We start from the raw sequence: 22,841 nt of genomic DNA on the forward strand, positions 1-22,841 counted from the left end.
AGGCCTGATAAGACGCGCCAGCGTCGCATCAGGCACCAGTGCATAAACGCCGGATGCGGCGTAAATGCCTTATCCGGCCTACACAGTGCATCGAACTCGTAGGCATGATAAGACGCGCCAGCGTCGCATCAGGCACCAGTGCATAAACGCCGGATGCGGCGTAAACGCCTTATCCGGCCTACACAGCGCATCGAGCTCGTAGGCCTGATAAGACGCGCCAGCGTCGCATCAGGCATCAGCGCACAACTGCCGGATGCGGCGTAAACGCCTTATCCGGCCTACGAGTCGGTATCAGGCATTAATGCCTAATACGTCTCAATACCCCATGTTTTTCTTCTTCTCTAACTCTTCTTTTGCGGTATCAGGCAGGTAAAGGGTGGACTTGGTCAGCGTCAGCTTTTCAGGCATGGTGCCGTCTTTTTTATATTTCTCCAGCGCGTCAAAGGCGGGTCCCGCCATGTTTGGCGTCAGTTCAACGCTGGCGTTCGCTTCGCCATCAATCATCGCTTTGTAGATGTCCGGCACGCCGTCGATAGAGCCTGTCAGGATATCTTTGCCCGGTTTCAGGCCCGCTTCTTTAATTGCCTGAATTGCGCCAATCACCATGTCGTCGTTATGGGCGTAAACCATGCAGATGTTTTTGCCGTTGTTTTCCGCTTTGATAAAGCTCTCCATCACTTCTTTGCCTTTACTACGGGTGAAGTCACCGGACTGCGAGCGGATGATTTTGATATTTGGCGCATTCTTAATAGCTTCGGCAAAGCCTTTCTTACGGTCAATGGCGACGCTGGCCCCAACGGTGCCCTGTAACTCAACCACGTTACACGGTTTGCCATTGACCTCTTTGACCAGCCAGTCACCGATCAACTTGCCTTCGAGGATGTTGTCGGCGGTGACGGTGGTCATATAGAGAGATTTGTCTTTCACGTCGATGGAACGGTCAAGCAAAAAGACCGGAATTTCGGCTTCCTTTGCTTCTTTCAAAACAGGTTCCCAACCCGTTGCAACCACCGGGGCGATAAAGATGGCATCTACCCCTTGCGCGACAAAGGAACGCACTGCTTTAATCTGGTTTTCCTGCTTTTGCTGACCATCGGCAATTTTCAGTGTGATACCGCGTTTTTCGGCCTCACTTTTCGCCACATTAGTTTCTGCTGCGCGCCAGCCGGATTCGGATCCAACCTGCGAAAATCCTACGGTTAAAGGAGCGGCCAACGCCATAGACGACATGGCTGCCGAGACTGCAGAGACTACAAGTAAGCGTTTCCACATAGGGTTGTCCTCGTCGGGGTGATTATTATTGGTGAAAAGATGTTCGCGAAAAAACTATAGACAATTGGTTCTGTAACAGATTGCGTTACATCACACTTCAAAAAAGTAAATACATCGTTAATCACAAGTTTGTAATCGCTTTCATATCACTATGAAAAATGCGGCTACGGTTATGGATTTTCCAGCTCTGCGAACCGTCTTAAAACTGGCGAAAAAGGAAAATGAGAGCGAAAACAAGCGAAGACATTCGGCGCGAGTTGGCTATAATACTCGGCACTTGTTTGCCACATATTCTAAAGGAAACAGACATGAGCTTACTCAACGTCCCTGCGGGTAAAGATCTGCCGGAAGACATCTACGTTGTTATCGAAATCCCGGCTAACGCTGATCCGATCAAATACGAAATCGACAAAGAGAGCGGCGCACTGTTCGTTGACCGCTTCATGTCCACCGCGATGTTCTACCCGTGCAACTACGGCTATATCAACCACACTCTGTCTCTGGACGGTGACCCGGTTGACGTTCTGGTCCCGACTCCGTACCCGCTGCAGCCGGGTTCTGTGATCCGTTGCCGTCCGGTTGGCGTTCTGAAAATGACCGACGAAGCTGGTGAAGATGCGAAACTGGTTGCTGTTCCGCACAGCAAACTGAGCAAAGAATACGATCACATCAAAGACGTTAACGATCTGCCGGAGCTGCTGAAAGCTCAGATCGCTCACTTCTTCGAGCACTACAAAGACCTCGAAAAAGGCAAGTGGGTGAAAGTTGAAGGTTGGGAAAACGCTGAAGCCGCTAAAGCTGAAATCGTTGCTTCCTTCGAGCGCGCAAAGAATAAATAAGTTCTTAGATACTCTAAATAATTCAACTTGCAGGACAAAACGCCAGCGGCGTTTTGAACAACGCTTGCGTTGGCCCTGAAAGGGCGAGGCCTAAGGCCGAGTAACGCGACAAGTGTGTGAATCCCCTGGAGCTTACAGAAGTAAGTGACTGGGGTGAATGAACGCAGTCGCAGCACATGCAACTTGAAGTATGACGAGTATAGCGCAATAACCCTGAACGCCGGGCTTCGGTTAGTAAGGGTTTTTTTATGCCCGCAATTTATAAACTATCTACTCCACTATTATTATTTTCAGCAGTTGAAAGGCTTGAACGGTAAGAACAAGCTAAACTCGACCACCATTTTGCTGTTCATAGCCACTTGCTGGAAGTTAGCCGACCTCACTCATACTCACCGTTCAAAGCGTGCCCCCGTTTTACCCCTGCACATTTGTGAACGCCAGCAGAGTTTTTTATGCGATTGCAGATATGGAAAGCGGCTCGGAGAGAAAAGCAAAAGATGTGAAAGTTACAAAAAAATCGCGAGATACATCGCAAAAAACAACGCCACCCGAAGGTGGCGTGTTTATATTATGACTGATCCCTGTCTAACCAGTCGCCGCTTTCAATCAGCGTTAATCCATCGACGGGCCGTTGATAAACGTACATCCATGCACTCCCGTACGGCGTCTGAATCAACTGGCGCGCGTATTCACCGCCCCTGGTGCGCAAGGCATCAAGTTCGGCCAGCGTGGCGTTGTCAATACGATAAACTTCACCATGTACCGTTCCGTTTCCCGGAACTGCGCCTGGATAGTGGCCCAGGCTATACAACTGGTAGTTATCGATACTGAAATCGCCCAGCAACTGGGCATTTGTCATCCAGTGGCTGTTGCCTTGTTTGTGACGTAAACTGCCGTAGACAAATATTCGCATAGCTAAAACTCGAACTGATAGAGCAAATCCAGTGCCTGATCTACACCAGACACGGCTTCCAGATATAGCTTCGGCATCAGGCGATAACGTAACGTGAGTGTTGCTATAGAGTCAAATATCCCCACGCCGTATTTCACTTGTAAGCCTGGTAATACATAGCCGCTGACCACCACCTGGGAAGAATCACCTACCCCCTCGGTGTCGAGCGCTAAATTACTTACACCAAATGTCTCGCCGATTTTACCCACAATCTGACCACTTTGCGCAACCCCCAGACCAATCAGCATCGAAGTCATCGCCGCGCTGTCGCTCTGATCGCTCTCCAGCCCTTGTCCACGCAATAAGTAAGACAATGCAGCCTGTTGTGACATCGCCGGGTCAGAGAAGATCTCCGCTTTCGGCTCATCCGCCAGCCCGGTGACACGAACACCAGCGATTACGTCATCTTCTGTAGCATCCGGGTTACGAATGGCTTCGATATTGAGATACGGTTGATCCGGTGGACCAGAGAACAGCAGCTCGCCTTTGCGCACAATCAGATCCTGGCCATATGCATGGAAGCGCCCTTCAGGGATGTTAATTTGCCCGTTCAGGCCCAGACCTTGTTTGTCCTGTACGACGTTGAGATCGCCCGTCAGCCGCGCCTTCAGGCCAAAGGCATCAATGCGCACGTTATTGCCGACGTGGACAATCAGGTTGCTGTTGATCGGAATTGACGCGGTTTTCGTCTCCTCCGGTTGCAGGTTATCGTTGAGCATCACCACATCGCTTGAGACACCCACCGCACTTTCCGGCAGATCGTGCACCACAATGCGCGCCCACGGTACATCCACGCGACCATCAAGGGTAAACAGGCTTGGTGTCGCTTCGAATACGATGTCAGGCGACACATCCATCCGCACCATCGGTGGTACGGTGATCCGTACCTTACTGCCTTTCGCCGTTACCCGCGCCCGCCAGTTTTCAATCTGGCTCCAGTCAGCATCACCGTTCAGGTAGATGTCACCCTGCTGAGTCCTCACGGTCCCCGCAAGCGTCGAGCGCATACCGTTAAAATTGACCGCAAGCTGGCTCGGCTGCATATCAAATGGCATAAAGTTGCCGTCGATATCCACGCCTGTGACCTGTAGCTGACCAAACAGCTGCGGGCTTTGCACATCACCGCCCAGACGTAGGTTGGCGCTCACCATCCCCGCTGCTTTTTCACCACGCGTAAAGATGGGGTTCACCATTGCGAGGTTAAAATTGCGGATGTTGACGTTGCCGCCAAGATTCCGACGGCCTTGCGGATCGGTCACCTGCACCTGACCATCAAACTGGCCGTTATTGGTCAGACGGATGGTCCAGCCCAGCTCAGCGCGATTATTCCGCAGCTCTGCCGATAGGTTCAGCGTCTGAAACGCCACCGGTAGCTCCGCATCGTTGACGGTTTGCGTCACCTGCACGTTACGCCCCGAAAGAGTGATACTACCCTGTGGCAGCCCCTCTTTGGTGGTGTCCCAGGCAACGTCCGCTTTACCCGTGAAGATACCGCTTGCCTGAGTAGTTTCCGGCATAAACGGTTTCAGCATTGCCAGGTCGAAGCGGTTGAGATTCACAACCGCACGCCCTTCAGCCCCGGCATCAATGGTTTGCGGCACGCACAGTTCCGCATTCGGGTTAAGCCAGCAGTGTGGCCCAATGCTGATTTTTTGCTCCTGATTGCGATAGTCCAGCGCGATATCACGCGTTAGCGACCACGGTCCGACCGGCGTCTGGAAGCGCGTATTGCTAAGTGTTCCCTTCCAGCGTTCTTCTTTGCGATCAAAGCTACCTGCCAGATTAAGCTGCCCGGAAACCGGCTCGCCCTGAATCCTCAGTTGTAACTCGTGCTGCTTTTCGCTGCCTTTCGCATTCAGAGTAACAAGGTTGATATTCACATCCGGCTGCGAGATTTGCTCAACGCGCACGTCGAGTTTACCCGCAATCTGATCGGTGGATTTGATGTCGCCTTCCACGCGAACCTGCGACACAGAAAATTCCTGCCAGCGCAAGCCGCGCGCGGTGATATCCGCCAGCAACTGCGGCGCTTCCACCGTACCGCGAACTTTCACCAGCCCTTTCGCTGTACCGCCAAGTCCTGGCAGCGCGTTATCCAGACCAGGCGCGTTGATGGTGGCGTCAAGATTGAGATCTTTCACCCCCAGCTCGCCTTTCACTTCGGCACTGTTTGGCCCCAGTTCCAGATGCAGACCTGGGATCATCCACTGCATATAACTGTTGCCTTTCAGCGTTCCCTCAACGTTCACTTTGTTCTTTTTGACGTTGCCGGTCAGCTTCAACTCCGGCACGTCCATCTGCCAGGTGCCGCCGTACAGGCTACCGCGCGTTTTGATCAAACCAGTGAGTTTCGATGGCCAGTCCGGGAACTCTTTCGCCGTATTAATGCCGTTGAACGTCAATTCGCCGCGCCAACTAATGGCCTGCTGCCAGTCGAGCAGCGCCTTCAGCTCGGTTTTTCCTTCCAGCGCCGCAACGGTGAGTTTGTCGAGATTGACCTGCTGTTCATTCCCTTTCGCATCAAGGGTAATGGTCGCTGGCGGGATCTCCTGCCCTTTCACCGCCGTACGCATAGACAGCGTGTAATCGGTCATTTTGCCGGTGAGTTTCAGTTTCAGGTCATCCGCCTGATATTGCTTCTCACCAGTGAACGGCCAGTAAAGTTGTTTGCTGTTCACTTCCACGTTGAGCGGCAGTCCGGCTTCCGCCAGCCGCGTCTGGGCGCGTAAATCCATATCCACCGGGCCGGAAAGGTTAACGCCTATCTCCAGCTGTTCGCGCAGCGCGCCGCCCACTTTCAGCTTCACCTTTTCACCTTTCAACGGCTCCACATTCAAAGTGCTGTTGAGGGTGATATCCACCGGCCAGTTGTTGGACAGTTGTGCCGTACCGCTGGCATTGACAATCCCCTGGTTAGAGTCAATATCCAGCGCATCCAGTTTGGTATTGCCGTCGATGCTGCTCACTTTCAGCAGCATGGTGCTCACGGTGATATCCGTGTCGCCTGTCACGCGCAGTTGCTCGCCTTTAAACTCTTCAATGTTCAGGTTAAGCGGCAAATGCACGTCGGTCATTTCCGGTAATACCGGGCGAGAAAAGAGATCTTTCAGCGTTTCGCCGAGCGGCTTTTCCTCCGGCTGCGGATTTTCAATCTTCGGCTCGACCACTTCTTCCTGCGCCACGTCCGCCACTTTCGGCAAAGCAATCAACAGGCCTTTCAGCGACGTCGGTTTCAGGGTCAGGGTTTTCTCCTGCCAGTTCAGGCCGGAGGTGAAGTCCATCACCGACACCGTAGTGTCATCAATCTTGATGTTGACGTTATCCAGCGCCACGCGCGTCAGTGTGATGGGATACGGCGTGGAGAGATCCAGCGGCCCGCTATCTTCCTCTTCTTCAACCTGCTCAGAAGGAGGCATTTTTTTGCTGTCGATGTTGACCTGAATATCTTTCAGCGCCAGATCGTTAACACAAACGCTGCTGTTCCACAGACAATCCAGCCCAACGGCCAGGTGCAGATTGCCCGCTTTTACCGCCACGCCTGGCTGCTCATAACGAACGTCAGACAGGGTAAGGTCGCGCCAGCCGCCAGTGACCTTGCCGATGTCCAGCCCTGGCACCCAGCGGTCCGCCGCTTTAAATACCAGATGCAGGCCGCTAGTGGTGCCAACCAGAAATGCCACCGAGCCCAGCAGTAGTAAGATGACGATAACCGCGCCGAGGCTGATTTTTTTCCATAAACTCATAATTCTGGCCCCAGACCGATGTAAAACTGTAACCCGTGCTCGTCTTTATCCGCGACCGGTACGGCGAAATCGAGCTTGATTGGCCCGACCGGCGATTCCCAGCGCACGCCGACCCCGGTGCCGGTTTTGAAGTCGCTGCGGCGGATATCACTCACCGCTTCACCGCTATCGACAAACACCGCGCCCCACCATTTTCCGGTCACGTTGTACTGGTACTCCAGTGATCCGGTAATTAGCTTTGATGCCCCTTTCAGGTCACCATTGTCATATTTCGGCGCAATAGATTTGTATTTATAGCCGCGAATACTGCGGTCGCCCCCGGCGAAGAAACGCAGATCCGGCGGTACTTTGTCGAAGTCACCGGTTTCAATCCAGCCCAACGTGCCGCGCGTAACAAAGCGATGGCGATCGTACAGTGTGCGGATCCAGACGTTCTGTGCCTGGAAAACGGAGAAATCGACATCCGATCCCCAGGCTGTGTTGGAATAGTCGATAGAGTAGCGTTGCGAGTCGCCCCAGGTCGGCATCAGGCCGCCGCGTGATCGCGTCCGGCTAATCATCACACCTGGATAAAACAGCATTGTGGTGTTAGTAATTTCACCCTGAGTAAAGTGGTCGAGACTCCAGCGTAGGTTAATGGCGCGCTGCCAGCCGCTGGAAAGATCCCAGTAGCGGGAAGCGACCAGGGTAGTGGAATCGGATTCGGTGTCATTCAGGTCAGTACGCTTAAAACCGCCCTGCACCAAATAATATTGTTCCAGTGGATTCTTCAGCAGCGGCATTTTATAGCTGAAGTCGAGGGTCTGTTCCGGCGCGGAAATACTGGTACTGGTGGTCAGACTGTGACCGTATGAGTTCATCCACGGCTTTTTCCACGTCGCTTTCACGCGCGGTCCCACGTCCGTAGAGTAACCGGCCCCGGTTTCGATGGTGTTTTCTGTTCGCGGCGAAACCACGCCTGTCAATGGTAATACTTTCGTTTCGCGCGCTTTATCAAATTGCGGTGCCACTACCACCGAATTAAACCAGCCAGTCGCGGAAAGGCGACGGTTCAGTTCCGCCAGATCTTTTGACTCGTATTCATCGCCTTCTTTGAACGGTACCAGGTTTTGCAGGTACTCGTCGCGAATTTGCGAACCTTCAAAAGTGACATGCCCAAAGCGGTAACGTTCGCCACTGTTGTAATCAATATCCCAGTACGCTTTATGCAGGCCAAGCGCTATGCCTAACTGAGCTTTGGTAAATTCGCTATCGAAATAGCCTTTACGCAGCGCAATACTGGTTAAGGACTTTTTGAAATTTTCATAATCGCCCTGGTTTAGCACCGTACCTATAGCCGGGCGAGTATCCAGCAACTTCAAATAGTCTTTATCGGTTCGCGCACCGCCGCGCAAGACTACATCGGTGCCGCCAATCAACACGGGTACACCCGGTGTAACTTTAGCAACCAGCACCTGCCGTCCTTTCTTTGGCGGTGGCTGGAGATCAAATTCAATTGTTGGCTGGTAATAGCCCAGTGCTTTTAGACCTTCCCGAATGGCATCATCAACACGTGCGCGAAAGCGCCGGTCTGGCGTCACTTCATCACTTTGAATCGTAGAAAGCTGTGCACGAACGTTTTTTTCCAGCTGTCCCGATAACCCTTCCACCTGTAGACGGACATTCGCGGCGATGGCAGAACCACTAAAGCAGAGTAAGCTTACACAGCATAACTGTCGGATATAGCGCACATTTTCTCCTGAATATCCTTTATTCCTGCCCCTGGAACTCCGTTAAACGGCTTAACAATAATCCAGCAATATGGATTAAAAAGCAGACTAAACCCAAAATATTACTTATGTTTTACTTTAGACCCATTCACGGGGGTTATTGTGTGCAAATACGTCCCTTGTTACAACCTAAACCCCTATGACCGACTTTCGGGAGAACGACACCATGAGTTTATTTGATAAAAAGCATCTGGTTTCCCCCACCGATGCCCTTCCTGGACGGAATACCCCGATGCCCGTAGCTACGCTGCATGCGGTCAACGGTCACTCAATGACAAATGTGCCTGACGGAATGGAGATCGCCATTTTTGCGATGGGCTGTTTCTGGGGCGTTGAACGCCTTTTCTGGCAACTTCCCGGTGTTTACAGCACTGCCGCAGGCTACACTGGCGGTTACACGCCAAACCCGACTTATCGGGAAGTGTGTTCCGGTGAGACCGGCCACGCAGAAGCGGTGCGAGTGGTTTACGATCCGTCGGTAATCAGCTATGAACAACTGTTGCAGGTTTTCTGGGAAAACCACGATCCTGCACAAGGGATGCGTCAAGGTAATGATCACGGCACGCAGTACCGTTCCGCGATTTACCCGCTGACACCAGAACAGGATGCCGCCGCCCGCGCCAGTCTGGAACGTTTTCAGGCCGCAATGCTCGCCGCCGATGACGATCGCCAGATAACCACCGAGATTACTAACGCCACACCGTTCTATTATGCCGAAGATGACCACCAACAGTATCTACATAAAAACCCTTATGGCTATTGCGGAATTGGTGGAATAGGCGTTTGTCTGCCGCCTGAAGTGTAGTATTAAAAGGTGGCCCCAAAGTGAAATGAGACAAAAATTTAACCCTCTGGCGACTTTACAGTACCTTACGCTATACTAGCCTCTGAAAATGCCGGTTCACTCTCTTCGAATCGGCTTTCAATGTGTATTTCACACAAATTAATCAACTTCCCCTTCCGAGGATCTGACCTGAACGGTTAGATAAGATATGTTAAACAGTATTTTAGTCATACTCTGCTTGATCGCCGTAAGTGCGTTCTTCTCGATGTCCGAGATCTCGCTTGCCGCCTCACGCAAAATCAAACTTAAACTGCTGGCTGATGAAGGCAATATAAATGCCCAACGCGTTATGAATATGCAGGAAAATCCCGGCATGTTCTTTACCGTGGTACAAATCGGTCTGAACGCAGTGGCGATTCTCGGCGGTATCGTCGGTGATGCAGCGTTCTCCCCGGCTTTTAACAGCCTGTTCTCCCGCTATATGTCGGCAGAGCTCTCTGAGCAACTGAGCTTTATTCTCTCTTTCTCGTTAGTGACTGGCATGTTTATCCTGTTTGCGGATTTAACCCCGAAACGCATCGGTATGATTGCGCCAGAAGCTGTGGCTTTGCGTATCATCAACCCGATGCGCTTCTGCCTGTACGTCTGCACCCCGCTGGTGTGGTTCTTCAACGGCCTGGCGAACATGATCTTCCGTATCTTTAAACTGCCGATGGTGCGCAAGGATGACATCACTTCCGATGATATTTACGCGGTAGTAGAAGCGGGGGCGCTGGCGGGGGTATTACGTAAACAAGAGCATGAACTGATTGAAAACGTGTTCGAGCTTGAATCCCGTACTGTCCCGTCGTCTATGACTCCGCGTGAGAACGTCATCTGGTTCGATCTCCACGAAGACGAGCAAAGTCTGAAGAATAAAGTGGCGGAACATCCGCACTCAAAATTCCTCGTCTGTACTGAAGATATCGACCACATCATCGGCTATGTGGATTCGAAAGATCTGCTTAACCGCGTGCTGGCCAATCAAAGCCTGGCGCTGAACAGTGGCGTACAAATTCGCAACACGCTGATCGTGCCAGACACGCTGACCCTTTCTGAGGCGCTGGAAAGTTTTAAAACTGCGGGCGAAGACTTTGCAGTAATCATGAATGAATACGCGCTGGTTGTGGGGATAATCACCCTCAACGACGTGATGACCACACTGATGGGCGATCTGGTTGGTCAGGGTCTGGAAGAGCAGATTGTGGCGCGTGATGAGAACTCATGGCTAATCGATGGTGGAACACCGATTGATGACGTGATGCGTGTACTGGATATTGACGAGTTCCCGCAGTCAGGCAATTACGAAACCATTGGCGGCTTTATGATGTTTATGCTGCGTAAGATCCCCAAACGCACTGATTCGGTGAAATTCGCCGGCTACAAATTTGAAGTGGTGGATATCGATAACTACCGCATCGACCAGCTGCTGGTAACGCGGATCGACAGCAAAGCCACCGTCCTTTCGCCAAAACTGACTGACGCTAAAGATAAAGACAAAGATAAAGAAGAAAACGTCGCATAACCTCAGAAACATCAACGGCTCCTGAATCAGGAGCCGTCTTATTACTGCATAGCACTTTGGTTAAGCCATCTCTGTTTGCAGACGCATAACCTGACGGTTTACTTCGGACATCACTGATAAATGCAGTTTATCCTTCACTTTTGGGATAAGAATTTTACCCTTATCAAATTCAAAAGCGCCAACATCCTTGATGTATAACCGTCCACGAAACAGGATCTTCACGTACTTCGCCACTTGCAGTGGGTTGTACCGTTGGAAAATTTTCATTGTTGTCTCCTGCTGAGTATTACGCCTTTGCGGTACCACAATCGGTCCAACTATTATGAGGCGCAAATTTTAATGCCTAATGACTATAGACTACTGCGGTAATGTTTCCAGCCTGTATGAGTTTTTTTACCGTAACGTTACAATTATTCAGAATTATCTTTTCGCCTAATCAGAATCTTTAGTATAAGCATTCATTTTTCATATGATTTGTGCGCTTGTCCGCAAACTGGCATCACACTTGCGGGATTTTCGATAAATAGCACATATGATTAAAAGTCAGACCCAAGTGGTCGGATCACCTGCATATCATAAGAAGGAAACACCATGACTCTACGCAAGATTCTGGCCCTCACCTGCCTGCTGCTGCCGATGATGGCCTCTGCACATCAGTTCGAAACCGGCCAGCGAGTACCGCCGATTGGCATTACCGATCGTGGCGAGTTGGTGCTTGATAAAGATCAGTTTAGCTACAAAACCTGGAACAGCGCGCAGTTAGCGGGAAAAGTGCGAGTGCTACAACATATAGCTGGTCGTACGTCAGCCAAAGAGAAAAACGCGACGCTGATAGAAGCGATTAAATCGGCGAAGTTGCCGCACGATCGCTACCAGACCACCACCATTGTCAACACAGATGACGCAATTCCGGGTTCCGGCATGTTTGTGCGCAGCAGTCTGGAAAGTAATAAAAAGCTTTATCCGTGGTCGCAGTTTATTGTCGATAGCAACGGCGTCGCGCGCGGCGCCTGGCAGTTGGATGAGGAGAGTTCTGCCATTGCCGTGCTCGATAAAGACGGCCGAGTGCAATGGGCGAAGGACGGAGCGCTCACCCAGGAAGAGGTGCAGCAAGTGATGGACTTGCTGCATAAGTTGCTCAATAAATAGAAACTCTGAATCCTGGATTCAGGAACGATTCACGCGGGGTATAATCCAGCGTTTTACCCTGCCAATCGTGTACGTGCGCTCCGGCTGCAGCAGCAACAGCGTGGCCGGCGGCAGTGTCCCAAATATTGGTTGGTCCGAAACGTGGGTAGAGCTGCGCCTGCCCTTCCGCCACCAGACAGAATTTCAGCGAAGAGCCAATGGACGTCGTCTGATGTTCGCCAAGCTGTTGCAGATACTCTTTCAGCTCTGCATCCGCATGGGATCGGCTAATGACCACCAGCGGCGGCCGTGCATCGCGTACCTGAATCTGCTTGCGCACGCCGCACTCTTCTTTCCAGGCTTTGCCTTCTGCCGCACTGTACATTACGTTCATTACTGGCGCATACACCACACCTAAAATCGGTTTTCCGTGGTCGATGAGCGCAATATTAACGGTGAATTCGCCGTTACGTTTAATAAACTCTTTAGTGCCATCCAGCGGGTCCACCAGCCAGTAACGCTGCCAGTGCTGACGGACTTCCCAGCCGGGAGGATCTTCTTCAGACAGAACCGGAATATCCGGCGTCAGCGTACGTAAACCGTCCATGATTACGGTATGCGCGGCAATGTCCGCCGCTGTCACCGGTGAGTTATCCGCTTTGCTGACGACGTCCATCGGTTTCGTCCCGTCGTAGACCTGCATAATGGCATCGCCCGCAATCCGTGCGAGTTGACATACTTGTTCTAACATTCTCCACCTCTTTTGTTTCAGTGGTGTTAACTCGTTGTTTTACTTATACCCTATCGTTAAAGAATCCGCCAACTGTGATGGCGTCATCGTTTCCTGATTTATTATTTATGGCATCCTTCAACGCTCTGTATGAAAGACGTTTCATCTACTCATTCATAAAAGGATGCCCAGATGGTTAAGTTTAGTGCAACGCTCCTTGCTACGCTGATTGCCGCCAGTGTGAATGCGGCAACAGTCGATATCCGCATAATGGAAACCTCTGATTTGCATAGCAATATGATGGATTTCGATTATTACAAAGACTCCGCCACAGAAAAATTCGGACTGGTTCGTACTGCGAGTCTGATTAATGGCGCGCGTAATGAAGTGAAAAACAGCGTGCTAGTCGATAACGGCGATTTGATTCAGGGGAGTCCGCTGGCAGATTACATGTCGGCGAAAGGATTAAAAGCAGGTGATGTTCATCCGGTTTATAAGGCGCTGAATACGCTGGATTATACGGTCGGCACACTCGGCAATCATGAATTTAACTACGGTCTGGATTACCTGAAAAATGCGCTGGCAGGGGCGAAATTCCCTTATATAAACGCCAACGTCATTGACGCTAAGACCAAACAGCCGATGTTTACGCCGTATTTAATTAAAGACACCGAAGTGGTCGATAAAGACGGGAAAAAACAGACGCTGAAAATTGGCTACATCGGCGTCGTGCCACCGCAGATTATGAGCTGGGATAAAGCCAATTTATCCGGCAAAGTCACCGTTAACGATATTACTGAAACAGTGCGCAAGTTCGTGCCAGAAATGCGCGAGAAAGGGGCCGATGTTGTTGTCGTCCTGGCGCATTCTGGTTTGTCTGCCGATCCGTATAAAGTGATGGCGGAAAACTCGGTTTATTATCTCAGTGAAATTCCGGGCGTTGACGCCATTATGTTTGGCCATGCTCACGCCGTCTTCCCGAGTAAAGATTTTGCCGATATTAAAGGCGCGGATATTGCCAAAGGTACGCTGAACGGCGTTCCGGCGGTAATGCCTGGCATGTGGGGCGATCATCTGGGCGTGGTCGATCTGCAACTCAATAATGACAGCGGGAAATGGCAGGTGACGCAGGCGAAAGCGGAGGCTCGCCCAATCTACGATATCGCCAATAAAAAATCCCTCGCGGCGGAAGACAGTCAACTGGTAGAAACGCTAAAGGTCGATCACGACGCCACACGCCAGTTTGTCAGCAAACCGATCGGCAAATCTGCCGACAACATGTATAGCTATCTGGCGCTGGTGCAGGATGATCCGACCGTGCAGGTAGTGAACAACGCGCAAAAAGCGTATGTCGAACATTACATTCAGGGCGATCCGGACCTGGCAAAACTGCCGGTGCTCTCTGCTGCCGCGCCGTTTAAAGTCGGTGGGCGTAAGAACGACCCTGCCAGTTATGTCGAAGTGGAAAAAGGCCAGTTGACCTTCCGTAATGCCGCCGATCTCTATCTCTATCCCAATACGCTTATCGTGGTGAAAGCCAGCGGTAAAGAGGTGAAAGAGTGGCTGGAATGCTCCGCCGGGCAGTTTAATCAGATAGACCCCAACAGCACTCAACCACAGTCACTCATCAACTGGGATGGTTTCCGTACCTATAACTTTGATGTGATTGATGGCGTGAATTATCAGATTGATGTTACCCAGCCCGCCCGCTATGACGGCGAATGTCAGGTGGTTAATGCCAATGCAGAGCGGATTAAGAACCTGACCTTTAACGGTAAACCCATTGATCCGAACGCCATGTTCCTCGTTGCCACCAATAACTATCGCGCTTACGGCGGCAAATTTGCCGGAACAGGTGATAGCCATATTGCCTTTGCTTCACCGGATGAGAACCGTTCGGTACTGGCAGCGTGGATTGCTGAAGAGTCTAAACGTGCGGGAGAAATCCACCCGGCGGCAGATAACAACTGGCGTCTAGCGCCGATTGCTGGCGATAAGAAACTGGATATCCGTTTCGAAACATCCCCGTCAGATAAAGCCGCAGCATTTATTAAAGAGAAAGGGCAGTATCCGATGAATAAAGTCGCGACCGATGATATCGGCTTTGCGATTTATCAGGTGGATTTGAGTAAGTAAAACACTTCATTTTCGGCCTACAAATCATCAACCGCATCCGGCATTTATTGTCGGATGCGATACTGACGCATCTTATCCGCCCTACAAGCTATGAACCGTAGGCCGGATAAGCGCAGCGCATCCGGCTCTTCCTGGCGGATGCGATGCTGACGCACCTTATCCGCCTTACAAGCTATGAACCGTAGGCCGTAGAAGCGCAGCGCATCCGGCTGTTATGCCGCACGTTCATCCCGCACCGCCAACACCTCGGGCAAATTCAACTCAATCCAGTCCGCCAGTGCAGCAACCTTTTCGCTCACCTGCTCGCCCAGCGGCGTGAGGCTATATTCCACATGCGGCGGCACCACCGGATACGCGATACGGTTAAGAAAACCATCCTGCTCTAACGCCTGTAACGACTGCGCAAGCATCTTTTCACTCACCCCGCCGATTTTGCGCCGCAGGTCGCTAAAGCGATGAGTACCTTCGCGTAGCGCCACCAGAATCAATACCCCCCAACGGCTGGTGACGTGTTTCAACACCTCGCGCGAAGGGCACTGTTCAGCAAAGAGATTTCCCTCTTTCAGTTGTTGCGACAGGCTAACCTGACTCATCTCATACTTACCTTTTTGTACGTACTTACTAAAAGTAAGTTTAGGTGTTAGCGTATTTAAACACAAGACAAACAGATGGAGACTTCCCATGATCGCTATTACTGGCGCAACTGGCCAACTTGGTCACTATGTTATTGAATCTTTGATGAAATCGGTTTCTGCCAGCCAAATAGTGGCTATCGTTCGTAATCCGGCAAAAGCACAGGCTCTGACAGCACAAGGCATTACCGTGCGCCAGGCTGACTACGGCGATGAAGCCGCACTGACATCTGCACTTCAGGGAGTGAAAAAACTGCTGCTGATCTCTTCCAGCGAAGTGGGTCAACGTGCCCCGCAGCATCGTAATGTTATTAATGCCGCAAAGGCGGCTGGCGTGAAATTTATCGCTTATACCAGCCTGCTACATGCAGATACCTCACCGCTCGGCCTCGCCGATGAGCACATCGAGACGGAGAAAATGCTGGCTGATTCTGGCATCGCTTATACCCTGCTGCGTAACGGCTGGTACACCGAAAACTACCTCGCCAGCGCCCCGGCAGCACTGGAGCACGGCGTATTTATCGGTGCCGCGGGCGATGGCAAAATTGCCTCAGCCATGCGCGCAGATTATGCAGAAGCTGCGGCGCGCGTAATGAGCGAAACAGGCCACGAAGGCAAAATTTATGAACTGGCAGGTGATAGTGCCTGGACGCTGACACAGTTAGCGGCAGAGCTGACCAAACAGAGCGGCAAACAGGTTACCTATCAAAACCTGAGCGAAGCCGATTTCGCCGCGGCACTGAAAAGCGTCGGACTGCCTGGCGGACTGGCGGATATGCTGGCGGATTCTGACGTTGGCGCATCGAAAGGCGGTCTGTTTGATGACAGCAAAACGCTTAGCAAATTAATTGGCCGCCCAACGACAACGCTAGCCGAAAGCGTAAGCCATCTTTTTAATGTTAATAACTAGTTAATTAAAGTGGCATCCTCCCGCATCCTCTCTGATAATGACGGGATGCCGGGAGCAATCACGTCTGCTTCCTGAACTTTCTTCTGACAGACCAATGGATGCCAGTAATGATTAGCGGCGTGCTGTACGCCCTGTTAGCAGGGTTGATGTGGGGGCTTATTTTTGTCGGGCCGTTGATCGTGCCAGAATACCCGGCGATGTTGCAGTCGATGGGGCGTTATCTGGCGTTAGGGTTAATTGCGCTGCCCATTGCCTGGCTGGGACGCGTGCGTCTGCGTCAGTTGGCGCGTCGCGACTGGCTTACCGCACTAATGCTCACCATGATGGGCAACCTGATCTATTACTTCTGTCTCGCCAGTGCCATTCAACGTACCGGCGCGCCTGTTTCCACGATGATTATCGGAACTCTGCCGGTAGTTATTCCTGTCTTCGCCAATCTGCTTTATAGCCAGCGCGACGGCAAACTCGCGTGGGGGAAACTCGCCCCGGCGCTGGTTTGTATTGGCATCGGCCTGTCGTGTGTGAATATTGCTGAGTTAAACCACGGACACCCCGATTTTGACTGGGCTCGTTATACCTCAGGCATCGTGCTGGCGTCAGTCTCTGTAGTCTGTTGGGCGTGGTATGCCCTGCGCAACGCCCGCTGGCTGCGGGAAAACCCAGACAAACATCCAATGATGTGGGCGACGGCCCAGGCACTGGTCACACTGCCGGTTTCTCTCATCGGCTATCTCGTCGCTTGTTACTGGCTGAATACCCAAACGCCGCAATTCTCCCTACCCTTTGGCCCCCGTCCGCTGGTGTTTATCAGCCTGATGATTGCGATTGCCGTGCTTTGCTCATGGGTCGGCGCGCTTTGCTGGAACGTCGCCAGCCAGCGATTACCGACAGTGATTCTCGGGCCGCTGATTGTTTTCGAAACGCTGGCAGGTTTGCTGTACACCTTTTTACTCCGCCAGCAAATGCCACCGCTGATGACGTTGAGCGGTATCGCGCTGTTAGTGGTTGGCGTGGTTATTGCGGTCAGAGCAAAACCGGAAAAGCCTTTAACTGAATCTGTCTCAGAAAGTTGACATGCTGGCAGTGAGTTAAATAAGCCTCTGCTACGTAAGGGTTATAGCTTTTGCCTTAAAGATGCATTTAAAATACATCTTATATTATTAAGAATGAGGTATCAGCTATGGCTTATCGCGACCAACCTTTAGGTGAACTGGCGCTCTCTATTCCTCGCGCTTCGGCTCTGTTTCGTAAATATGATATGGATTACTGCTGTGGCGGTAAGCAGACGCTGGCTCGTGCTGCGGCACGTAAAGAGCTGGATGTTGACGTCATTGAGGCCGAGCTGGCAAAGCTTGCTGAACAACCGATTGAGAAAGACTGGCGTAGCGCCCCACTGGCGGAAATCATCGACCATATCATCGTGCGCTACCACGATCGTCACCGCGAGCAACTGCCGGAGCTGATCCTGCAAGCTACCAAAGTAGAGCGCGTTCACGCCGACAAACCGAGCGTGCCAAAAGGGCTGACAAAATATCTGACTATGCTGCATGAAGAGCTTTCCAGCCACATGATGAAAGAAGAGCAGATCCTCTTCCCGATGATCAAACAAGGCATGGGCAGCCAGGCAATGGGGCCAATCAGCGTAATGGAAAGCGAGCACGATGAAGCGGGCGAACTGCTGGAAGTGATCAAACACACCACCAATAACGTCACACCGCCGCCGGAAGCCTGCACCACCTGGAAAGCGATGTATAACGGCATTAATGAACTGATTGATGACCTGATGGATCACATCAGTCTGGAAAACAATGTGCTGTTCCCACGCGCGCTGGCGGGTGAGTGATTTGTTCGATCAACGATCCTGACATGAGCAGGATCGTTGATTATTAAGTGATTCAGTCATTCAATGGAAGTAATTCATTGTTGTAACTGGTGTATCTGCCTTCAACGGTAAGCAGACTGCCATTTTTATCAAGATGCGCCGCATTGAGTTGTCGAGTCTCATTACGCCGCTTCGCATCACGAACCAGCCCATCGCCTACGTAATAAATATAATGGTCATCATGAGCAAAGGTATCTGATAATCGACCATTAGCGTCTTTAAACCAGGTCCATTGGCCTTTCAGTTCAAAATGCTCAACCGTGTCTCCATTAATAAAATACGTATAGCGATCGTCATGTGCTAAATAATTTAATGGTGTGCCATCGGAGCTTTTATACCACTGCCATTGCCCATTGATATCAAAAATAGTCACATCATCGCTCGCAATGAAATAAACTTTATTCCCTACAATATTAACACCTTCTTGTAATTCTTGTTGCGGGTCGGGTAAATGTATGACCGACAGCGTTTTTTCGACTGCAGATATATATTTCACCAGATAGAGCGAATCTTTATATTGCGCCACATTCTCCGTCAGCGGGCGAAAATATTCCGGATCAACATCAGGAATAGTCGCAACCCGGCAATCATTAGCGTGCCGGGAAGCATCACGCGTCAACCATGTTACTTTATCCCGCTGCAGGTCAAACGTACTCCGGCAATTTTTACCGAACGCATAACGTTTCTCCCCGTCTTTATCGCGATAAATCAGCAGTGAACCGGCTATCCAGCGCACAATATGAAAGGTATCCGGATCGGCGTTGATGGCATCTCCATTCACAAAGACCTGCGATTTAGTCCGCCAGATTGTATCCCAGGGTCCCGGATTACTTTTGCTTTCGCAGCTATTAGGTGAATAAATAATGGGACGACGTGTCCAGGGTTTAATGTCAAGAATAGAATACCCTTGCGCACTACCTAACCAGCGCCCCTGAAAGTAAAGATTGCGACGATCTTTCAGCACATCCGCGGAATCAATTGAATTCATCCTCCCTCCCACCTGTTGCAGCGAATCCATATCGACCTGCTTTTCGCCGTGATTATCATCCGTGCGTTCGCCATCAAAATAGAGGCTGTCTTTATCGGCAGCAAAACGCCCCCATGCGCGGAATGTTGCGGCATCGACTTTCGGTATCCCCGGCGGGTTCTGAACTATTTTCCCTGCCCATAAAATATGGCGGCCATCAGTCAACCAGTCGAAACGCCAACCACCGTTGGTTCTGATATAAGCGCCACCATCCACCCGCACAAAATCATTATTGATATCATCAGGAGAATCATATTCATCATCAGTGCCGTCAGATACACGGCGCAGTTGTTTGAACTTCACCTGTGGTATATGAATATCCGGGAAATAGAGTCCGTAACCGTCGCTATCTTCAACGATATATTTTGTGCCTTGCCCCCACGGCTGGTAATAAAACACAGCAGTAGGCACACCGGAGCAGGCTAGTGAGGAGGTTGAAAATAAAGCCAGTGCGAGACAAAAGGGTTTAATTGGCAACATAGCGTCATCCTGAAGCTGTTAGCGTGAAGAGGTTATTTAAATAAGGGTTTAAGACCGCTCGGGGGTTGCTTCACCGATGACCAACCTCCCTTACCTAAGTTATAACGCAGCCATTCACCTTGTTGGGCGTGCTCTTTCCCAATTCCAGTCGCTTGTTGAGTGTAAAGCTGCCCGTCTGTTGATATAAACGTGTTAGTTAATCCCCAACTACCACCTGCTTCAAGTGAGTCGGAGAGATCCTCTGGCTTGAGATTAATCAACTCCCCTTCGCCCAGGGCGTTGGTTGTGACTTTATAAATTTGGTTCTTATATAAACCGGTATTCCGAACAAATAGATAAAAATATTCCGGATCAACTCCCGCCAGCGTTTCATAAATACACTCACTGCCCGCTGGAGTGGCTTTATGTTTGAGCCAGGACACGTTATTCAGACCAATATTAAAAGGTGCACAGCGATAGCTGGTATCCTCCAGCTCATAGTCATGCTCACCGCTTTTATCGCGATAAACCAACCGTTCGCCAGGCATCCAACGTTTAATCTGAAAGGTTTTGCGATCGGCGGGCAGCGGCTTGCCATTAACAATCACCTGCGAATTTGTCAGCACAACAAATTGCAGGGATGAATCATGCCGCACGATTTGAAACCCGTCAGTGCCTCCCAACCAGCGCCCCTTATGCCAAAGACTATTTTTATCACGCAGTAAATTCCAGATGTCCGTCTCTTCCAGCGTTGACATATCCACCTGCTTATCGCCGCTATTATCATCGGTACGCTGACCGTCAAAATAGATACTGCGTTTATCAGCAGCGAAAGCACCGAATGCCTGGAAACTGGCGGCATCGACATTAGGTTCACCGGATGGATTTTTCAGGACTTTGCCTGCCCAAAGGACAGAACGTCCATCGGTGAGCCAGGTATGCTGGCAATCCCCCTCATCATCGCAGTCGAACTTATCGGGATTAAAATCGGACAGTAAACGGGTTTCTTGTTTATTGGCTAAATTGGCAATGCGCCAGAGGCGGGAAAAATTAACGTCCGGCAGTTCGGAGAGGATCTCATCTTTTTCTCCCTTCTGTTCGGCGACATAAACCGTGCTTTTCTCCTGCTGGCGATAATAAAAATCTGCGCCCCAGGAAGGTGAAATGGAGAGAGGTAATGCGGCGATTAATAACCAACTGTGCTTAGCCATAGTGAACTCTGCAATGAGTGGCAAAGATCCACGGTAAGCCCGCGCCTGAGAGCTGTCGATGACAGGAAGTATTTTTAGGAATGTATAAAGACAAAGGAGATTGCTGACAAAGTGTGCTTTGTTCATGCCGGATGCGGCGTAAACGCCTTACCCGGCCTACAAAAGCACGCAAATTCAATATATTGCAGAGGTTCTGTAGGCCTGATAAGCGTAGCGCATCAGGCAATTTTGCAGCCTGAAAGACACCCGCAGGTGCCTTAGCGGCATTACTTCGCCATGCGTTTTTTACCAATAAACAGCCAGCCCAGCCCCAGCGCGATAAACCACAGTGGGGTAACCAGTAGCGCCTGGCGGGTGTCATCTTCCAGCGTCAGCAGCACGATGACGAACACAAAGAACGCCATACATACCCAGCACATCAGCTTGCCGAGCGGCATCTTGTAGATTGACTTCTCATGCAGGTGCGGGCGCTGTTTGCGATACACCAGGTACGAACAAAGGATAATCGTCCAGACGAACATAAACAGAATTGCGGAAACCGTCGTGATCATCGTGAACGCGCCAATCACGCTTGGATTCACGTACAACATCACCACGCCGCCGAGCAGACAGATACAAGAGAAGGTCAGCCCTTTCGCTGGTACGGCGCGTTTAGAGAGTTTAGCGAACGCTTTCGGCGCCACACCTTCCTGCGCCAGACCAAACAGCATGCGACTAGTAGAGAAGACGCCACTGTTAGCAGAAGAAGCCGCAGACGTCAGCACCACAAAGTTGATCACGCTGGCAGCAGCAGGCAGCCCCACCAACACGAACAGTTCAACAAACGGGCTTTTATCCGGGACTACCGAACTCCACGGCGTCACGGACATAATCACAATCAGCGCGAAGACGTAGAACATAATAATGCGGATCGGAATAGAGTTAATTGCGCGCGGCAGTGATTTCTCAGGATCTTTGGTTTCCGCAGCAGTAGTACCTACCAGCTCAATCCCCACGAAAGCGAAAACCGCTATCTGGAATCCGGCAAAGAAGCCGCTTAAGCCTTTCGGGAACCAGCCGCCGTCATTCCACAAATGCGCAAATGACGCTTCCACACCGGTTGGAGACTGGAAGTGCATCATCACCATGACCAGGCCGACGATAATCAACGACACGATGGCGACGATTTTGATCATCGCAAACCAGAACTCCATCTCACCGAACATTTTCACGGTGGCGAGGTTCAGGGTCAGCAACAGCACTATCACCGCCAGCGAGGCGACCCAGTCAGATAGCCCCGGAAACCAGAACTGCGCATAAGCCGTGATGGCAACCACGTCCGCCATACCGGTAACCACCCAGCAGAACCAATAAGTCCAGCCAGTGAAATATCCTGCCCACGGCCCTAATAAATCGGAAGCGAAGTCACTAAAAGATTTGTATTCCAGATTCGAAAGCAGCAATTCCCCCATTGCCCGCATCACGAAAAAGAGCATAAAACCGATGATCATATAAACGAAAATGATCGACGGCCCGGCAAGACTGATTGTTTTACCGGATCCCATAAACAACCCCGTACCAATGGCGCCGCCAATGGCAATAAGCTGAATATGCCGGTTTGTGAGATTGCGCCGTAGCGACTGTTCAGCCGGAGCCTGATCATCGGCAACGACTTTTACCTGATCTACCATGTTTTTTCTTCCTGTCTGTGTTGTTCAGGCTCTGCGGCCTTTAGTCAGTCTATGATACGACGAATCTGTATCGGGACTCATCGATATTAGGAAACAATACGCGGGATGAATACTAAGATTTAGATCTAATGTT

Annotated in this window: 18 protein-coding genes; 8 read left to right on the forward strand and 10 right to left on the reverse strand. The window is 51.0% G+C overall.

Going from position 1 to position 22,841, the window contains the following annotated elements; translation table 11 throughout:
• Window positions 1–315: 315 nt before the first annotated feature.
• Window positions 316–1,272 carry a galactofuranose ABC transporter substrate-binding protein YtfQ gene (ytfQ, locus tag AACS80_RS04270; protein WP_064525873.1) on the reverse strand — a complete coding sequence of 319 codons (957 nt, stop codon included), beginning with the start codon at window positions 1,270–1,272 and terminating at the stop codon, window positions 316–318.
• 308 nt (window positions 1,273–1,580) lie between these two features.
• Here ytfQ and ppa point away from each other — a divergent pair, with 308 nt between their 5' ends.
• On the forward strand, window positions 1,581–2,111 hold the full coding sequence (gene ppa, locus AACS80_RS04275) for an inorganic diphosphatase (RefSeq protein ID WP_000055075.1): 531 nt from the start codon (window positions 1,581–1,583) through the stop codon (window positions 2,109–2,111).
• 568 nt (window positions 2,112–2,679) lie between these two features.
• Here ppa and AACS80_RS04280 read toward each other — a convergent pair.
• Genes AACS80_RS04280 through tamA form a run of 3 tightly spaced genes read right to left on the reverse strand, consistent with a single transcriptional unit; the run spans window position 2,680 to window position 8,536 of the window.
• The gene (locus tag AACS80_RS04280) at window positions 2,680–3,024 is read right to left on the reverse strand and encodes a gamma-glutamylcyclotransferase family protein (protein ID WP_130206055.1); all 345 of its coding nucleotides are present in this window, start codon (window positions 3,022–3,024) and stop codon (window positions 2,680–2,682) included.
• Between the two features lie 2 nt (window positions 3,025–3,026).
• Window positions 3,027–6,806 (reverse strand): autotransporter assembly complex protein TamB, encoded by a 3,780-nt coding sequence (tamB, locus tag AACS80_RS04285; RefSeq protein ID WP_138183672.1) that lies wholly within the window; start codon window positions 6,804–6,806, stop codon window positions 3,027–3,029.
• Entirely contained in the window at window positions 6,803–8,536 is a 1,734-nt protein-coding gene (tamA, locus tag AACS80_RS04290; RefSeq protein WP_138183673.1) for an autotransporter assembly complex protein TamA, read from the reverse strand. The genes tamB and tamA overlap by 4 nt, the downstream gene beginning before the upstream one ends.
• Window positions 8,537–8,741: 205 nt before the next feature.
• Here tamA and msrA point away from each other — a divergent pair, with 205 nt between their 5' ends.
• The gene (gene msrA / locus AACS80_RS04295; RefSeq protein WP_135410875.1) at window positions 8,742–9,380 is read left to right on the forward strand and encodes a peptide-methionine (S)-S-oxide reductase MsrA; all 639 of its coding nucleotides are present in this window, start codon (window positions 8,742–8,744) and stop codon (window positions 9,378–9,380) included.
• A gap of 187 nt (window positions 9,381–9,567) precedes the next feature.
• Entirely contained in the window at window positions 9,568–10,923 is a 1,356-nt protein-coding gene (locus tag AACS80_RS04300; RefSeq protein WP_130206047.1) for a hemolysin family protein, read from the forward strand.
• Between the two features lie 60 nt (window positions 10,924–10,983).
• On the opposite strand, the gene AACS80_RS04305 is transcribed toward AACS80_RS04300, so the two are convergent.
• Window positions 10,984–11,190 (reverse strand): DUF1107 domain-containing protein, encoded by a 207-nt coding sequence (locus tag AACS80_RS04305; protein ID WP_000689228.1) that lies wholly within the window; start codon window positions 11,188–11,190, stop codon window positions 10,984–10,986.
• Between the two features lie 324 nt (window positions 11,191–11,514).
• Between AACS80_RS04305 and AACS80_RS04310 the strand changes: the two genes are divergently transcribed.
• Window positions 11,515–12,072, forward strand: coding sequence for a YtfJ family protein (locus AACS80_RS04310; RefSeq protein ID WP_064525852.1), 558 nt, complete (start codon window positions 11,515–11,517; stop codon window positions 12,070–12,072).
• On the opposite strand, the gene cysQ is transcribed toward AACS80_RS04310, so the two are convergent.
• The gene (gene cysQ / locus AACS80_RS04315; RefSeq protein WP_135410874.1) at window positions 12,062–12,802 is read right to left on the reverse strand and encodes a 3'(2'),5'-bisphosphate nucleotidase CysQ; all 741 of its coding nucleotides are present in this window, start codon (window positions 12,800–12,802) and stop codon (window positions 12,062–12,064) included. The two genes, AACS80_RS04310 and cysQ, sit on opposite strands and share 11 nt — an antisense overlap.
• A 171-nt stretch (window positions 12,803–12,973) precedes the next feature.
• Here cysQ and cpdB point away from each other — a divergent pair, with 171 nt between their 5' ends.
• Window positions 12,974–14,917: a 2',3'-cyclic-nucleotide 2'-phosphodiesterase gene (gene cpdB, locus AACS80_RS04320; RefSeq protein ID WP_138183674.1), complete on the forward strand. Its 1,944-nt coding sequence runs from the start codon at window positions 12,974–12,976 to the stop codon at window positions 14,915–14,917.
• A gap of 212 nt (window positions 14,918–15,129) precedes the next feature.
• Here the strand turns inward: cpdB and AACS80_RS04325 are convergent, their stop codons facing one another.
• A complete protein-coding gene (locus tag AACS80_RS04325; protein WP_000084622.1) occupies window positions 15,130–15,510 on the reverse strand; it encodes a winged helix-turn-helix transcriptional regulator in 381 nt (126 codons plus the stop codon).
• Between the two features lie 88 nt (window positions 15,511–15,598).
• Here AACS80_RS04325 and qorB point away from each other — a divergent pair, with 88 nt between their 5' ends.
• The 3 genes from qorB (at window position 15,599) to ytfE (ending at window position 18,302) form a co-directional block, all read left to right on the forward strand.
• Entirely contained in the window at window positions 15,599–16,459 is an 861-nt protein-coding gene (qorB, locus tag AACS80_RS04330; protein WP_135410873.1) for an NAD(P)H:quinone oxidoreductase, read from the forward strand.
• A 107-nt stretch (window positions 16,460–16,566) separates the two neighbouring features.
• Window positions 16,567–17,532 (forward strand): DMT family transporter, encoded by a 966-nt coding sequence (locus AACS80_RS04335; RefSeq protein ID WP_135410879.1) that lies wholly within the window; start codon window positions 16,567–16,569, stop codon window positions 17,530–17,532.
• 107 nt (window positions 17,533–17,639) lie between these two features.
• Window positions 17,640–18,302: an iron-sulfur cluster repair protein YtfE gene (ytfE, locus tag AACS80_RS04340; RefSeq protein ID WP_000331449.1), complete on the forward strand. Its 663-nt coding sequence runs from the start codon at window positions 17,640–17,642 to the stop codon at window positions 18,300–18,302.
• A 52-nt stretch (window positions 18,303–18,354) separates the two neighbouring features.
• On the opposite strand, the gene AACS80_RS04345 is transcribed toward ytfE, so the two are convergent.
• From AACS80_RS04345 to cycA, 3 genes are all read right to left on the reverse strand, one after another.
• Window positions 18,355–19,848 carry a hypothetical protein gene (locus tag AACS80_RS04345; RefSeq protein ID WP_138183675.1) on the reverse strand — a complete coding sequence of 498 codons (1,494 nt, stop codon included), beginning with the start codon at window positions 19,846–19,848 and terminating at the stop codon, window positions 18,355–18,357.
• 32 nt (window positions 19,849–19,880) lie between these two features.
• Complete coding sequence (locus tag AACS80_RS04350; RefSeq protein ID WP_135410878.1) at window positions 19,881–21,038, reverse strand: hypothetical protein; 1,158 nt, start codon at window positions 21,036–21,038, stop codon at window positions 19,881–19,883.
• A 266-nt stretch (window positions 21,039–21,304) separates the two neighbouring features.
• Complete coding sequence (cycA, locus tag AACS80_RS04360; RefSeq protein ID WP_130206033.1) at window positions 21,305–22,708, reverse strand: D-serine/D-alanine/glycine transporter; 1,404 nt, start codon at window positions 22,706–22,708, stop codon at window positions 21,305–21,307.
• Window positions 22,709–22,841: the final 133 nt, after the last annotated feature.

Origin of the sequence: Escherichia sp. E4385, from assembly GCF_963883145.1 — a bacterium.
Classification (GTDB): domain Bacteria; phylum Pseudomonadota; class Gammaproteobacteria; order Enterobacterales; family Enterobacteriaceae; genus Escherichia.